Source organism: Saccharothrix sabaoui (assembly GCF_051756985.1).
In the GTDB taxonomy this organism is placed as follows: Bacteria; Actinomycetota; Actinomycetes; order Mycobacteriales; family Pseudonocardiaceae; genus Actinosynnema.
In genome coordinates, this window is the sequence record NZ_JBPKJK010000050.1 from 1 (window position 1) to 15,171 (window position 15,171).

Genomic DNA, 15,171 nt, shown 5'->3' on the forward strand with positions numbered 1-15,171 from the left:
GAGGCTTTCACCTCACACGCTTTCGAGGCGTGCTCCTTCGGCCGCTCGGACACGCCACCGCCGAGAACAATACAAGACCGCGGACCGTGCCCCAAACGGGGGGTCCGCAGCGCTCCTGCCTGCGGGAACGGGGCCGTGGCGGCGAGGGGCCGGCTCAGCGGTCGGCGAAGAACGACTCCATCAGGGCGGCGCACCTCGCCTCCAGGACGCCGCCGACGACCTCGGGGCGGTGGTTGAGCCTGCGGTCGCGCACGACGTCCCACAGGGAGCCCGCCGCGCCCGTGCGCGGCTCCCAGGCGCCGAACACGACGCGCGACACGCGGGCCAGGACCAGGGCGCCCGCGCACATCGTGCACGGCTCCACGGTCACCGCGAGGGTGCAGCCGAGCAGGCGCCAGCCGTCGCCGAGGACGGCGGCGGCGGCGCGCAGGGCCAGCACCTCGGCGTGGGCGGTCGGGTCGCCCAGCGCCTCGCGGGCGTTGCAGGCACGCGCCAGTTCGCGACCGTCCGGGCCGTACACGACGGCGCCGATGGGGATGTCGCCCGTCGCGGGCGCCTCGGCGGCGACCGCCAGGGCGGCCTCCACGGCGGCCTCGTCGAACGGGGTGTGCGCGGTCACGCCTGGATGGTGTCCAGGAGCTTGGTGAACTCGTCGCCGAAGCCGCAGCGCTGCGCGATCATCTGCAGCTGCTCGTCCGGGTACAGGTCGACCTCGTCCACGATCACCTGGAGCTCGTGCTGGGGCATCCCGACGTCGGCGAGCACCGCGAGGTCGCCCTCCGGCCACAGCTCCTCGTCCTCCTCGTCCGGGGGGTCGACCCGGAGGAGGTCGAGGACGTCCGCCGCGATGTCGTAGTCCAGGGCGGCGGCCGCGTCCGACAGCAGCAGCGAGACGCCGCCCGGGACGGGGCGCAGGACGATGAAGAACTCGTCGTCCACGGCCAGCAGCCCGAACACGGCACCTGTCGAGCGCAGTTGGCGCAGTTCCGTGATCGCCGCGTCGAGCTCCGACAGCGCCGAGCTGTCCATCCTGCTGCACCGCCAACGGCCGTCCTCCCGGACAACCGCGACAGCGAAGCCGTTGACCGGCTCCTGGTGTGCCATGTGCACACCGTAGGGCCAGGCGCACGCACCCGGTAGCACGGGGGCCTCGGCCGCGGGCGGCCGGGTGCGCGCGGTGCCACCATCGTGGGATGAGCACAACTCCACCCATCGCCAGGACGACCTCTTCCGATCCCCGGTTCACCGGGTTGGTGGAGGCCGCGCGCTCGTTGCAGCCCAGGACGGTGGCGTTGCGGCGGCAGGTGCACCGGCACCCCGAGCAGGGCCTGGCCCTGCCCGCGACCCAGTCCGCGGTGCGGCACGCGCTGGCCGGCCTGCCGCTGGAGGTCACCACGGGCCGGTCGTGCAGCTCGGTCACGGCGGTGCTGCGCGGCGACCGGCCCGGCCCGACGGTGCTGCTGCGCGGCGACATGGACGCACTGCCCCTGCGGGAGGAGACGGGCCTGCCGTACGCCTCCGAGGTCGACGGTGCCATGCACGCCTGCGGGCACGACACCCACGTGGCGATGCTGGCCTCCGCCGCGCGGCTGCTGTCCGCGCGGCGCGACGCGCTGGCCGGGCAGGTGGTGTTCATGTTCCAGCCCGGTGAGGAGGGCCACCACGGCGCGCGGCACATGCTGGACGAGGGCGTGCTGGACGCCGCGGGCACGCGGGTGGAGAAGGCGTTCGCCCTGCACATCAGCTCGACGTTGCAGTCCGGCGTCGTCGTCTCCCGCCCCGGCCCGACGATGGCCTCGGCGGACACCTTCCACGTCACCGTGACCGGGCGGGGCGGGCACGGCGGCATGCCGCACGACGCGATCGACCCCGTGCCGGCCGCCGCCGCGCTGGTCGGCGCGCTCCAGGCGCTCGTGGCGCGGCGGATCAGCGTGCACCAGCCGGCCGTGGTCACGGTCGCCCGGGTCGTCGCGGGGACGACCACGAACATCATCCCGGAGACCGCCCTGGTGGAGGGCACGATCCGGACGCTGTCGGAGGACACGAGGGCGTTCGTGGGCCGCGAGCTGCCCGAGGTGGCCCGGCACGTGGCGGCCGCGCACGGCTGCACGGCCGAGGTGACCGTCGTGCCCGGCTACCCGGTCACGGTCAACGACGCCGAGGTGGGCCCGCACGTCCTGGACGTCACGACGGCGGCGCTCGGCGCGCGCTGGGCCGCGCCCATGGAGGACCCGCTGATGGGCGCGGAGGACTTCTCCTACGTCCTCCAGGAGGTGCCGGGGGCCATCTCGTTCCTGGGCGCCTGCCCGCGCGGGGTCGCGCTGGAGCACGCGGAGGCCAACCACTCCAGCCGCGTGCTGTTCGACGAGGCGGCGATGGAGCACGGGGTGGTCGTGTACTCGGCGTTCGCCCTCGACGCGCTCCGGTAGGGGGAGCGCGGGCAGGCGGGGCGCGGGCAGGCGGGGCGTGGTGTCCATGCCACGACCGTGCCGGAGGTCCGCGGGTGGCGCCACGGCCGGTACGCCACCTGTGGACAACTCCCGCGGGCCGTCGGCGGAGGGGTCGCGGGCCGATCGCCGGCAGGATGTGCGCCGTGCGAAACGTGTGCGTGGTCGGGCTGGGCTTGATCGGTGGTTCGGTGCTGCGCGCGGCGGCCGCCGCCGGGCGCGTGACCTGGGGCGCGACCGCCTCGGCCGACGACGCCGAGGCCGCGCGGGCGGACGGGTTCGACGTGCTGGGGCTCGCCGGCGCCCTCGACCGCGCACGCGAGCACGACGCGCTCGTCGTCGTCGCCGTTCCGCTGCCGGCTGTGGAGAACGTGCTGCGGGCGCTCCCGGAGGGGGTCCGGCTCACCGACGTGGTCAGCGTCAAGGGACCGGTCGCCGACCTCGTCGCCCGGGTCGCGCCGCACGCCCGGTACGTCGGCGGGCACCCGATGGCGGGCACCAGCGCGTCCGGCTGGGCGGCGGGCGACGCGGGGCTGTTCCGGGGCGCCGCGTGGGTGGTCGCCGCCGAGGACGGCGCGGACCCGGACGTGGTCGCCGACGTCACCGGGCTGGCCCTGGCCACCGGGGCGCACGTGGTGCCGACGTCGGCGGCCGAGCACGACGCCGCCGTGGCCCGGATCTCGCACCTGCCGCACGTGCTCGCCGCCGTGCTGGCCAGCGTCGGCGCGGACGGCGGACCGCTGGCCCTCTCCCTGGCGGCGGGTTCGTTCGGCGACGGCACGCGGGTCGCGGGCAGCCGGCCCGAGCTGGTCCGGGCGATGTGCGAGGGCAACCGGGGGGCGCTGCTGGTGGCCGTCGACGACGCCCTGGGCAGGCTCGGCGCGGCGCGCGGCAGCCTGGCCTCCACCGGCGGCCTGGCCAAGACCATCGAGGCCGGTCACACCGCGCGCCGGGTCCTCGACGACCGGCCGGAGCCGACCGGCGCGACGACCGTCGACCTGACCTCGCCCGGCGCCCTGGCGGCCCTGCGCGACCTGGGCGCGCGCGGCGGGCGGGTCGTCGGGTTGGACGGCACGACCGCGCACGCGCGCACCCCGTAGGAGCGGGCGGTGGGGCGCGGCAGGCTGATCGCCGTCGTCGGCGGCCTGGCCCTCGTGGTCGGGGCGGTCGCGGTGCTGCGCGCCGAGTCCGCTCCCCCGCCGCCGCCCGCCTTCGACCGCGTGCTGGACGACCGCGTCGAGCACCTCCCGGACGACCTGCCGCTCCGGACGCCCACCGACCTGGTGCTCACCGCGGTGGACGCGACGAGCCTGCGGGTGGCCTGGACGCCGGGCGACCGGCTGGGGCGCGGCGGGTTCGCGGTCTCCTGGAACGGCCTGGAGCGCCTGGTCCAGGGCACCGAGACGGAGCTGGTCGGGCTCGACGCGGATGCCGAGGTGGCCGTCGAGGTGCGCGCCCTGGACAGGATGGGCAACCGCTCCGGGCCCGCGACCGCGCGGGCGGTGCCGGGGTCGGCGCACGACGAGACCGCGCACGAGCCCCTGGTCGCGCCGGTCGACGTGTTCGACGGCCCGGCGGCGCTGGACCCGCGCCGCTGGCGGGTGTTCGACGGCGGGGTCGACTGCCTGAGCCTGGGTCCGCTCAACGGCCCGAGGCTGGAGGTCACCTGCGCCGAGCTGGACCTCCAGTCCAACGTGCCGGTGCGGCTCGGCGCCCCGGCCGGGGACGGCGCGGTGGGCCGGGTCGTGCTCACCTCGGACGGCCCGGTGGGTGAGCCGGGCGAGGCCGGCGAGCTGCTGGTGGCGCTGCTGCCCGCGCCGTTCCAGGACCTCGGGCACCTCGCCGAGCCCTACCCGCCCGGCTCGGTGGTCCTGCGCGTCACACCGCTCGGGGCGGCGTTCGCGGTGGGCGCGGGCGTGCCGGCGACGCAGCGGGTGGTGCCGGTCGGGACCGCGCCGAAGGCCCCCACGCCGGGTGTCCGGCACCGCTGGGAGCTGCGCGTGCTGCCCGACGCCGTGGTGGCGCTGCGCGACGGCGAGGTGGTGGCCGCAGCTTCGGTGGCGGTGCCGTGGACGGTGGTCGCGCCCCGGCTGGCGTTCCGGCACGCGCGGCACACGCGCGTCGACTCGTTCGGCGTCGGCGTCGGCGGTGTCGGTGGCGGTGTCGGTGGTGGCGTGCCGGGTAGCCCGTCCCCCGCCTCCGTGGTGCAGCTCGGGCCGGCCGCGCCGGAGGGCGACGCGGTGTCCCCGGGCAACGTCGCCACGCAGCGGCTGGAGCGCGCCTCGTCGGTGCGCGTGGTGGCCGAGGTGGTCGCCGGGCGGGACGGGCCGGTCACCGTGGAGCTGGGGTCGCGGAGCGCGACCGCCTCGTCCGCGCCGGGGGTGGGCGGGGACGGGGCCACGCTCGTCTACGCCGACTTCCCGCTGCCCTGGCCCGAGCGGAACCCGCGGGTGCGGCTGCGCGCGCCGGGCGGCATCACGGTCTCCTCCGCGCACCTCGTCGTCGCCGACGACCCGGACGCGGACCGACCGCTGCCCCGGCTCGTCGACCGCGGCGCGCCCCCGGCGGAGGTGCCGAGGCCGTCGCTGTCGGTCGTGCACGAGTCCGGCCCGCCCGACCGGGTCCCGTCCGGCGGCGCGGTGCGGGTGGTGGTCGACCTGGTCGAACCGCGGGGCCGCGAGGTCGCCGCCGTGCGGGGCCTGGAGCTGGACCTCGACGGCGAACGGGTCGTCGCGCTGCCCACGAACGGGTCGGCGGGCGGGCGGCACGAGTTCACCGTCGACCTCGCCGACGTGCCCAGCGGCGGGCACGCGGTGGCGGTGCGCGTGCTCCCGGTGGACGAGGGGCGCGGCGTGCGGTCGGCGGAGCGGTCGTTCGAGATCCGGCCCCTGTAGGTCTCGGCTCCGCAACGACCTGGTGACCCCGATCACCGGGCCGCCTAGCTTGGCGCCATGGACCGTCGCCGGATCGCGCTCGTCGCCGCGGGTGTGGTGCTGTTCGCCGGGGTGGTCGCGGTGCTGCGGACCACCGACGACGGGGGGTCGCCCGGGGCGACGGCCACGTCCGCGCCGCCCCCGACCTCGCTCGCGCCGTTCGCCGCGGACGGCGTGCTGGTGCCCGACCCCGGCGACCCGCCCGCCACGCCCACCGCGCTGACCGTGTCGTCCGGGCCGCGGCGGTTGCAGCTGAGGTGGAGCGGCGACGCGCCCGGCTACGAGGTGCGGTGGGGTGACGGGCGGGCGAAGTTCGTCACCGACCTCGTGACGCAGCTCGACGGGCTGACCGACGGGGAGGAGTACCGGGTCGAGGTGTTCGCGGTGGACGCGCACGGCCGGCGCTCGGCGCCCGCGCGGTCCTCCGGCACGCCGCGCGGCACGGTCGACGACCACGAGCTGGTGGACCGGTTCGACCAGCCGGACGCGCCCGACCCGACGCGGTGGCGGCTGGCGTCGCGCGGCAACTGCGCGCGGGCCACGCCCGGCCGGGGCGACGACGGGCAGCGGCTGGTGGTGAGCAGCAACTGCGCCGCGTCGCCCGCCACGCTGCGGTCGCGGACCCCGTTCCGGCTCGACGACGGCTCCGGGCGGCTGGTCGTGGAGACCGACGCGCCCGGCCCCGACGGCGAGCTGCTGCTCGACCTCGTGCCCGGCCCGGTGTCGCTGGTCAGCGGGGACGTCCTGCCGCCGGGCGCGGTGCGGCTGCGGGTGGCGACCGGCAACGGCTCGACGTCCGTGCGGGTGCTCACCGCCGACGGCGCGGCGACGACCGCGGTCCGCGAGGTGCCCGCCCTGGAGGCCGGGATCAGCCACCGGTGGGAGCTCGGGCTGGGGCGCGGCGGCACGCGGGTCGTGCTGGACGGCGTCGAGGTCGCGACCAGCCCGGCCGTGCCGACCTGGACCGAGGCGACGGCGCTGGTGTCCGTGTCCGGGCCGACCGGGCAGCGGGCGGCGTTCAGCCTGGTCGCGTTCGACGCGGCCCCGGCGTCCCCGCCGCCGCTGGTGCCGGGACCGCGGGTGGAGGTCGTGGTCGCGGCCGAGGCGCCCACGACCTGGTCGCAGGCCGCGCTGCCCGGTGTGACGGGCGGTCAGCTGCGGATGGCGGTGCTGCACTCCGACGAGTCGCCGCAGGCGCCGCGGCTCACCCTGTCGGTGGCGGGCGTGGCGGTACCGCTGCGCCCCGCCGTGGAGGGCGCGCCGTGGCGGCCGGGCGTGGCCTACGCGGTCGTCGCCGACCTGCCGGCGGAGGCGTTGAGGGGGACCGGCGGCGAGCTGTACGCGACCCTGGTGACCGCGACGCGGATGCAGGTGTCGCACGTCGACCTGGAGCTGACCGGCACCGCGACCGGCGCGCCGCCGACCACCGGGTCGCTGCCCCTGGCCAGGCTGGAGCTCAAGCCGGCCCGCGTCACCGGCACCGTGCTCGACGCGAGCGGCACGGTCGTGCCCGAGGGCGCGGCGGTGCGGCGCGGGCGGCTGGTGCTCGACCTGCTGCTGTCGGGCCGGCCCGGTGAGCCGCTGGCCGGCCTGGCCGGGTTCAGCGTGCGCGTCGACGACGAGCGGGTGGCCGTGGTGCCCACCGCCGCCGACGGACCCGGGATCGCCGGGGAGTACCGGTTCGCGCTGAACACGAGCAGGTTGTCGCTCGGGCCGCACATGATCGAGGTGCGGCTGTTCGGCACCGCCACCGGGACCAACCCCACCTCGGCGTTCATCCCCTTCTTCCTCGGCCAGTGAGAGTATTGGGTGCATGCCGCGCCCACTGCTGCTCGACGCCGCCCGCACCCCGTTCGGCCGTTACCGCGGCGGGTTGTCCGGCGTCCGGGTGGACGACCTCGCCGCGCTGCCGATCGTCGAGCTGCTGCGGCGGCACCCGGCCGTGGACCCGGCGCGGATCGACGACGTGCTGCTGGGCAACACCAACGGGGCCGGCGAGGAGAACCGGAACGTCGGGCGGATGGCCGCGCTGCTGGCCGGGCTGCCGACGTCCGTGCCGGGGGTGACCGTCAACCGGCTGTGCGCCTCCGGCGGCGAGGCGATCGTGCAGGCCGCGCGGGCGCTGGCGCTCGGTGACGCGTCGCTGCTGGTGGCGGGCGGCGTGGAGGGGATGACGCGGGCCCCGTTCGTGGTGCCGCGACCGGACCGGCCGTTCCCCGACCGGCTCGAACCCGTGTCGACGGTGCTGGGCTGGCGGCTGGTGAACCCGCGGATGAGGGCCGAGTGGACCGTGCCGCTGGGGCGGGCGGCCGAGGACGTCGCCGCGGGGCTCGGCATCACGCGCGAGCAGATGGACGCCTTCGCGCTGCGGTCGCACCGGCGGGCCTCGGCGGCGTGGGACGCGGGGGTGCACGACGGGTTCGTGTTCCCGGTGCGGCTGCCCGACGACCCGCCCGTGCGGCGCGACGAGTCCGTGCGGCCGGAGACCACGGCGGACCGGCTGGCGAAGCTGAAGCCCGCGTTCTCCGAGGACGGGCCGGTGACGGCGGGCAACTCGTCGCCGCTCGGCGACGGCGCGGCGGCCGTGCTCATGGGCACCGAGGACGTGGCGGCGGAGCTGGGCGTCGAGCCGCTGGGCGAGTTCCTGGGTTCGGCGGTGACCGCGGACGACCCCCGGCACTTCACCGTGGCCCCGGTCGCGGCGGTCCGCAAGCTGCTGGGGCGGCTGCGGGTCGCGGCGGCCGAGGTCGATTTGTGGGAGGTCAACGAGGCGTTCGCGGCGATGGCGCTGTCCGTGCTGCACCACCTGCCCGAGGTGGACCCGGAGAAGGTGAACGTGCACGGCGGGGCGATCGCGTACGGCCACCCGCTGGGCGCCTCCCTGCCGCGGGTCGTGGTCGACCTGTGCCGCCACCTGCGGGCGCGCGGCGGTGGTCTCGGCGTGGCGGCGGCGTGCGTGGGGGTGGGTCAGGGCATGGCGATCGCGGTGCGCGTGTAGATCACCTGGTCGAGGGACGGCGTCGGCGGCGGCGGGTTGGTAGGTTCTTCCTCAGCCGAGGCCGCTAGGCCGAGGAAGTGAGCCCTGGTAGGCCCGTCGGACGGCGGGAGCCAGGGCTTCGCGCTGTGACGACCGCGCGAACGGCTCCCACCACCCACGACGCGGACTCGCCGCGCGCACCCGTGCCCTCGCGAAGAGGGCCGACGTCGACGAGCCCGCCCGTGGAGTCGTCGACACGAGCAGGTGGTCGGCGCGGCGGGACTCGTCCACGAAGACGTGTGTGCTCACCCGACCATCGTTGCGCCACCCGCGCACGCGCAAGCGATTGCGCACCCGATGTGGTGATCAGGACCGGGGAACGGGACCGCTGGTCAGATCCGGTACGAGATGCGCGGGTAGTCGACGACCAGGCCCGCCCGGTCGACCGTGATGTCCTGCTGGAACTCGCCGTGCGTGAAGGACACCACCGAGCGGTCCTCGCCGATCGACACCGTGCGGTAGGTCTGGCGCACCAGCTGGACCGACAGGTCGGGCAGCGTCACGTAGACCACCGGGACCTCGTGCTCGCCCTCCTCCGCCTGGAGGTTGAGGCGGCGGATCGGGATCGCGTTGAACAGGACCGCGAACTGCACGTCCACGTCCACCGCGCCCTCGAAGTCGGCCTGCTCGGCGCCCTGGCCGTGGTCGACCAGCCAGCCGCCCTCGGACGAGCGGCTGATCGAGACGTGCCGCTCCTCGGACACCGTCGCGGTGCGCAGCAGGACCCGCTTCACGGCGCCGGTCTCGCCGACCGACACCTCGTACGAGCCGCTGAACTGCTCGGCCGGACCGGCGGTGACCAGGCGGCCCGAGGCGCGGAGCTTGCACTCCGAGAGGAGCAGGCGCACCTGCTCCAGCCTGGGCACGTCGTAGCCCTGCCAGGTCGTCATGTGTGCGGCAGGAGAACGGGTCTCACCGGTCGTGGCGGCCCGCTCAGCCGTGTTGGACGAGTTCACGCTCCACCCGGAAGGATGTCCTTGGCCTTCTCGGCCACCGATTTGACCTGGTCCTCGTGGCCGAACCTGCCGGCGATGAACCCGGCGGCCTGGTCGATGCCCGCGTCCACCGCCCCGTGGTTCTGCTCCAGCAGCTCGGACGCCTTGTTCTTGATCTCGTCGAAGTTCATGGTGCTCCTTCGCACTCCAGTCGCAGGCTACCCGAACCGCCCCCGCGGCCCCAGCGGCAAACGGCACGGCCCCCTCGGTGAGCACCGAGGGGGCCGTTCCGGGAGGTGCTCGTCAGGCGGTGCGCTTGCGGCGCACGACCAGCAGGGCGGCCGCACCGGCGCCCAGCAGGCCGATGCCGATCAGCAGCGGCACGAAGATCGACGCGCCGGTGTTGGCCAGGTCGTCGTCGCTGCCGCCGCCGGACGCCACGGCCGTGGTCGTGGTGGTCGGCGCGGTGGTGGTCGTGGTCTCGGTGGTCGTGGTGGTGGTCGGCGCGGCGGTCGTGGTGGTCACGACGACGCCCTCGACCCACTTGGCCTTCGCCTCGGTCTCGACCTGGACCTCGGTCGGCTTGGCGACCACGACGGACTGGGTCTTGAGGTTCGGGTCGACCGACACGAACAGGCGACCGTGCTGGAGCTGGGCGTTCGCCTTGACGGAGACCTTGGCCTCACCGGGCTCGACGCCCTGGTCGACCTTGACGAAGAACTCGACGACCTTCGTCTCGGCCTGCGCCGTGAAACCGCCGTCGGCGGGCTTCAGCGGGGTGCCGTCCTTGTCGGTGAGCGTGACGCCCTGCGGGAGGTCGGCCTCCAGCACGACGGACTCGGCGGTGGTGGCGATGCTGAACGGGCCGATCAGCTCGCCCGCCTTGCCGGCCAGCTCCTCCGGCGTGATCTCCAGGGTCGGCGTGGGCTGCTGCTCGATGCCCGAGTTCTTCGCGCCGATCAGGTACTCGTAGACCGCGCGGACGTCCTCGTCGACCTCGGCGTCGCCGTGCTTGGTCGCGGCCTCGCCGGGCTTCAGCTCGGCGCCGTCGCTGAGGTTCCAGATCGCGGCCTGGGTGCCGGCGATGGCCTCGCGCTCGTCGATGTCGCGGCCGGTGGCCTCGGACAGCACCGAGGTCTCGCGCAGCGGGTAGCTGTTGTGCAGGACCCAGTTGATCTTCGACGCGTTCTGCTCGAACTTCGTCTCGGGGTTCGGGTGCTGGTCCCACGGCACCTCGTGCAGCGGCGTGCCGTCCTGGAGCGTGGTCGGCAGCTCGACGCAGTACGCCTTGACGACGGTCTTCTCACCGTTCTCGATGACGTAGAGCGGGATGAGGTTCGCGTCGAACCACTCGCGCTCCTCGTCCTTGAGGCCCAGCTCGATGCCCTCTTCGTGGTACTTGCCGAAGTCCGGGTCGTCGCGCTCGACCGGGACGATCTTCACCGGGTCCGCGACGGCGGGGAGCGCGGCGGTCAACATGACCAGCGAGGCGCCGAGGACCGCGGCCCCGAGGCGCTTGGGAGTCAACCGGGATGCCATGTGTCTCCTTGAGGCTCGCGAGGGTAGCCCGTTGGTGTGGTTCAAGGCGGCGGCTGCCGAACCGGTGGAACGCCTCCGCACGGGGTTCCGACACCGGATCGACAGAATCGCCGGAACACTATCCGATCGGGCGTCACTCGTTCAGGCAAGGGTTTAGCCCTGTCGGACAAGGCTCCCACCAGCGCGAACAGTACCGGCACTTCCACTGTGGATGATCCACGGGTTCGACACCGCGTCGAGAACCGCTGCGGAAGTCCGTTTCGGGACAAGGCGAAACGCCCTGGAGCACCCCTGTGGACAACTCGGTTTCCGCAGTTCAGCGGATGCGTCCACAGAAGACGCGGGATTCCCCGGATTCCCGTTTCGACGCCACACCGTTGCCGAACGGTGATCTAGGCGACCAGGGCGGCGGCCGGCGCGACCGGCCGGATGTCCCCCACGCGCAAGGACGTCCCGGGCAGGCACAGGTCCTTCGCCGCCGGCGGCTCGCCGGTCAGCATCCACCGCACCAGGGCGGCGAGCTGGAACGAGATCAGCGGCGGCACGGCGTCGCCCAGGTGCCGGTAGGCGTTGCCGATGACCGACACGTCGAACCGGAACTTGCGCGGGAACCCCTGGAGCAGGGCCATCTCCCGCACGGTGCACAGCCGGTGCTGCTCGGGGTGGGCGTACCGCCCGTTGCCGACGTGCCCGCACTCGCGCTTGATCGTGCGCGCGGGCTCGTCCCACCACATGCGCCCGTACACGTCGGGGTGCGACCCCCACTTGCCCTCTTCGATGATCTTGCGCTGCGCCGGGTTCAGCAGCAGCTCGGCGGCCGAGCCGACGAGGTCGCCCCACGACCCGCCGTCCGCCGGGATGGCCCGCATCCGGTCCAGCGACCGGTCCCGGCGGAACGACGGCGACACGTGCACCTCGTCCTCCGGGTGCGCCTCGCCCGCCTCGACGAACGGCAGCTTGCCGATCGCCCGCCGCACGGTCACCGCGCCCGGCTTGACCTCGAACCCGGCCCACAGGTCCTCCAGCGTGCGCAGCGCCACGCCCTTGTCGACCGCGACGACCATGGCGCGCTCGCGCAGCTGGGGCAGCCCGAACCGGGACAGCATGTGGGTGGACGCGTCGACCTCGTAGCCCAGCTCCAGCAGCTGCTCGGCCAGCCCGTCGAGGTGGTGGCGCTGCTTGCCCTTCACCAGCTCGCGGGCGTTCTCCAGCAGCAGCACGCGCGGCCGGAACTCGGCCACGTACGCCGCGACCCGGCCGACGAGCGAGTTGCGCGGGTCGTCGCGCAGGTGGTTGTTCGGCGAGATGCGGGTGAACCCGGAGCACGGCGGGCAGGCCACGAGCACGTCCAGCTCGCCGCGGGCCAGGCCCCAGACCTGCCGCAGCACGGACGGGTCGAGCCGGCCGAGGTCCACCTGGAGCGGGTCGACGCCGATGTTGTCCCGGTAGATCCCGTTGCAGCGCAACGACCCGAGCCGGGACGACGGCTTGCCGATCTGCGCGTCCGCCGCGCCGACGATGGTGAAGTCGCGGTGCGCCTGGAAGCCCAGGCTCATGCCACCGGCACCGGAGAACAGGTCGACGACCTTGAAGCGGGGTCCGCGCACCAGGTGATCGTACGGTGACGGGGTGGTTCACCCGCGAGTGATCCCGGCGGTACCAGGTTCGCGAAATCGCGTAGCTTGCGCGGCATGGAGCTCCCACCTGCCTGGCAACGGCCGGACCCGTTGCGCGGTCTGGAAGACGTGCCGTGGTCCGTCCTGTCCCACGGCACGGGTGTCGACGAGCTGCTGCGCAACGCCGCGGACGGTGAGCGGGCCGTGCGCGAGGCGGCGTGCAGGGAACTGGTCGAGCGGCTGCTCGTCGAGGACACGGTGTCCGAGGCGAGCGCCTGGGCCGTGCCGTTCCTGGTCGAGATGGGTGCGAGCTACCGGGTGCCCGCGACGAGCCGCGATCGGGTGATCTTCTTGCTGGCGGCGCTGGCCCTGGCGAGCGCCGGGTTCACCGACGACGGCAAGCGCACCCGCCGCCGCTGGAACGCCTCGGGCCGCGAGCTGCCCCGGCTGCCGCCGGACTGGATCACGCAGACGCGCTACGAGGTGGCCAAGGGCGCGCCCAAGGTGTTCGAGACGCTGGGGGGCGCGGAGGTGGCGTGCTCGATGGCGCTGGCCATCGCGGTGCCGGAGGTCGTGCCCGCGCACGTGGTGGAGGTGGCGGAGGCCATCGCGTCCGACGACCGCTCACCGCGGCTGCTCGCGCAGGCGGCCCGGGTGGCGCGGCACGTGGTGAGCGGGGAACCCGTGACGCCGCTGCTGCTGCGCACGACCGCGCAGGGCCACATGGAGCTGCTGCGCGCCTACCGGACCAAGAGCTACCCGCCCAACCAGCCGTTCGAGGTGACCCTCCAGCTCATGGGGTACCGGTACGCCTTCCTGGCCGCGTACGGCGACCAGGAAGGCGTCACGACTACGCCGTGACGGCGTCGAGCTCCACCACGGGGGCGGCCGGCTGCTCGTCGTCGACCGGCACGGCCGGCTCCAGCGGGCCGAGCGCCGTGCCCCACTCCTGGTCGGCGAGCGCGAACGCGGCCACCGTCAGCGCCACCACCGGGCGGCCCGGCGGCAGCTGCTCGGCCGCGAAGTCCAGCTCCAGCCGCGCGCCCAGCGGCGACGGGCGCAGCCGCAGCACGCCGTGCGGCGCCTCGTCGGGGTGCGCGAACCGGCACGACCACTCGGTGAACACGATCGGGCGTTCCACGACCTCGTCCTGGTCGACCGCGCGCACGTTCGCGCCGACCGTCCCGTGCCGGTAGCCGTCGGCCGCGCCGACCAGCAGCTCCTCGAACTCGATGGACGACACGCCCAGGTCGTGCCCGGCGACCAGGGCGACCTGCACGAGCGACAGCGGCAGCTGCGGCAGCGCGTCCTCGAAGCACACCATCGCCCCGCCGTAGCGGGTGTTGATCTCGGTCGGCAGGAAGCCGTCGGCGGTGGCGATGCCGTCCAGGGTGAACGTGCCGCGGTAGTCGACGGTCTCGCGCAGCCGCTCGCCGACGCGGCGGGCCAGGTTGCGCATCTCCTCGCGGATGCGGGTGGGCGGGTCGTAGTACGACGCGCAGCCCGCGTAGAGGAACCGGGCCTGGCCGGCGCGGCGCGGCACGACCATCTCGATCGGCCGCAGCACCGCCGTGCCGTCGGGGAACACGATGCCGTGCACGCTGACCGGGATGCCCTCCAGGAACGGCATCACGCGGACGAAGTGGCACTTGGGGGCGAACTTCTCGAACGCCTCCAGCGCCTCGGCGCGGTCGCGGACGCGGCGCACGAAGTTCGCGCCGCCGTTGATCGCCGGGCCGTCGCCGGACCACACGACGCCCGCGCCGCGGTCCAGCTCCAGCGTGGCCGCCCACAGGGCCTCGAAGTCGAGGTCGAGCACGACGGCGGGCGCGCGGGGCGCGGACAGCTCGTCCCACAGCGCGTCGATCGTCGTCTTGTTCTCCAGTTCCACCCATTCGGGGCGGCGGGCGTTGAGCACGGGCCGGCCCGCGAACTCCGGGGTGTGCACGTACGGGGTGCTGATCACCAGCGCCTCGCCGCGCGGGTCGAAGTCGGAGAGGACCTCGCGGACCATCCGGTTGGGCGAGGTCAGCAGCCGGGTGAGCCGGTTCTGCTCGACCGCGACGAAGCCGCCCGCGATGCCGAGCGGCACCCAGCGCGCCACCTCGGAGTCGTGCAGGGGGGCGTGGTCGTCCGTCGACAGCACGAGCGTGTGACGAGCGCCGAGCTGGTGCAGCTCGCTCGCGCGTCTGCTCAGCCGGCTGCCGCCCGCGAGCACGACCAAGCGGTCGCCGAACAGGGTGCCGAGGCGCTCGTGGAGCGCGGAAAGGACGTGATCCATCGCCGAGAACTCGCTTTATGAGAAGCAGACGAGACGACCGGCGAGCGCCGGGTGCCACGCACTGTAGAGGCACCCGGCGGGAACGGCCCAGCACGGTCCGGCAACGACCGGATGAAAGCTTCCGATGGGTTCAGGCGGTGGCGCGCGAGATCATCGAGCGGCGTCGCGGAGCACCTGGTCGACCCGGCCCAGGAAGGCGCGGGCGCCCGGCGGCGCGGGGAACGGGAGGGTCAGGCCGACCAGCGTGTCGTCCAGCGACGACGGGGCCGCGGCGACGATCAGCGCGGCGGTCTCGAGGAAGTGCTGCCGCTTCGCCTCGCGCACGGCGTACTCCGCGAGCACGACCTCGATGCTCGTGTGCATGGCTGGGTACGGGTAACTCA

General features: G+C 74.6%; 14 protein-coding genes. 6 read left to right on the forward strand and 8 right to left on the reverse strand.

From position 1 onward, the window contains the following. Positions 1-154: 154 nt before the first annotated feature. Positions 155-619, reverse strand: coding sequence for a nucleoside deaminase (locus ACR807_RS17650; RefSeq protein ID WP_438922417.1), 465 nt, complete (start codon positions 617-619; stop codon positions 155-157). Beyond that, positions 616-1,104, reverse strand: a complete 489-nt coding sequence (locus tag ACR807_RS17655; protein WP_438922418.1) for a tRNA adenosine deaminase-associated protein — start codon at positions 1,102-1,104, stop codon at positions 616-618. The genes ACR807_RS17650 and ACR807_RS17655 overlap by 4 nt, the downstream gene beginning before the upstream one ends. Positions 1,105-1,193: 89 nt before the next feature. Here ACR807_RS17655 and ACR807_RS17660 point away from each other — a divergent pair, with 89 nt between their 5' ends. The 5 genes from ACR807_RS17660 to ACR807_RS17680 all read left to right on the forward strand — a co-directional run bounded on the left by ACR807_RS17660 (position 1,194) and on the right by ACR807_RS17680 (position 8,378). Further along, complete coding sequence (locus tag ACR807_RS17660) at positions 1,194-2,429, forward strand: M20 metallopeptidase family protein (RefSeq protein WP_438922419.1); 1,236 nt, start codon at positions 1,194-1,196, stop codon at positions 2,427-2,429. Positions 2,430-2,593: 164 nt separating this feature from the next. Continuing rightward, positions 2,594-3,547, forward strand: a complete 954-nt coding sequence (locus ACR807_RS17665) for a prephenate dehydrogenase (RefSeq protein WP_438922420.1) — start codon at positions 2,594-2,596, stop codon at positions 3,545-3,547. A 9-nt stretch (positions 3,548-3,556) separates the two neighbouring features. Then, the gene (locus ACR807_RS17670) at positions 3,557-5,341 is read left to right on the forward strand and encodes a hypothetical protein (RefSeq protein ID WP_438922421.1); all 1,785 of its coding nucleotides are present in this window, start codon (positions 3,557-3,559) and stop codon (positions 5,339-5,341) included. Between the two features lie 57 nt (positions 5,342-5,398). After that, a complete protein-coding gene (locus tag ACR807_RS17675) occupies positions 5,399-7,180 on the forward strand; it encodes a hypothetical protein (protein ID WP_438922422.1) in 1,782 nt (593 codons plus the stop codon). A 13-nt stretch (positions 7,181-7,193) separates the two neighbouring features. Then, entirely contained in the window at positions 7,194-8,378 is a 1,185-nt protein-coding gene (locus ACR807_RS17680; protein WP_438922423.1) for a thiolase family protein, read from the forward strand. Positions 8,379-8,749: 371 nt separating this feature from the next. On the opposite strand, the gene ACR807_RS17685 is transcribed toward ACR807_RS17680, so the two are convergent. The 4 genes from ACR807_RS17685 to ACR807_RS17700 form a co-directional block, all read right to left on the reverse strand. Next, on the reverse strand, positions 8,750-9,307 hold the full coding sequence (locus ACR807_RS17685) for a putative glycolipid-binding domain-containing protein (protein WP_438922424.1): 558 nt from the start codon (positions 9,305-9,307) through the stop codon (positions 8,750-8,752). Between the two features lie 62 nt (positions 9,308-9,369). After that, complete coding sequence (locus tag ACR807_RS17690; protein WP_438922425.1) at positions 9,370-9,543, reverse strand: antitoxin; 174 nt, start codon at positions 9,541-9,543, stop codon at positions 9,370-9,372. A 112-nt stretch (positions 9,544-9,655) separates the two neighbouring features. Further along, the gene (locus ACR807_RS17695; protein ID WP_438922426.1) at positions 9,656-10,891 is read right to left on the reverse strand and encodes a thioester domain-containing protein; all 1,236 of its coding nucleotides are present in this window, start codon (positions 10,889-10,891) and stop codon (positions 9,656-9,658) included. Positions 10,892-11,283: 392 nt separating this feature from the next. Further along, positions 11,284-12,498: a DNA cytosine methyltransferase gene (locus ACR807_RS17700; RefSeq protein WP_438922427.1), complete on the reverse strand. Its 1,215-nt coding sequence runs from the start codon at positions 12,496-12,498 to the stop codon at positions 11,284-11,286. 84 nt (positions 12,499-12,582) lie between these two features. Between ACR807_RS17700 and ACR807_RS17705 the strand changes: the two genes are divergently transcribed. Then, complete coding sequence (locus ACR807_RS17705; protein ID WP_438922428.1) at positions 12,583-13,368, forward strand: hypothetical protein; 786 nt, start codon at positions 12,583-12,585, stop codon at positions 13,366-13,368. Here ACR807_RS17705 and ACR807_RS17710 read toward each other — a convergent pair. Together ACR807_RS17710 and ACR807_RS17715 are read right to left on the reverse strand one after the other, a co-directional pair. Then, entirely contained in the window at positions 13,358-14,788 is a 1,431-nt protein-coding gene (locus ACR807_RS17710) for a hypothetical protein (RefSeq protein WP_438922429.1), read from the reverse strand. The two genes, ACR807_RS17705 and ACR807_RS17710, sit on opposite strands and share 11 nt — an antisense overlap. A 150-nt stretch (positions 14,789-14,938) precedes the next feature. After that, positions 14,939-15,151 (reverse strand): hypothetical protein, encoded by a 213-nt coding sequence (locus ACR807_RS17715; RefSeq protein ID WP_438922430.1) that lies wholly within the window; start codon positions 15,149-15,151, stop codon positions 14,939-14,941. Between the last annotated feature and the right edge of the window lie 20 nt (positions 15,152-15,171).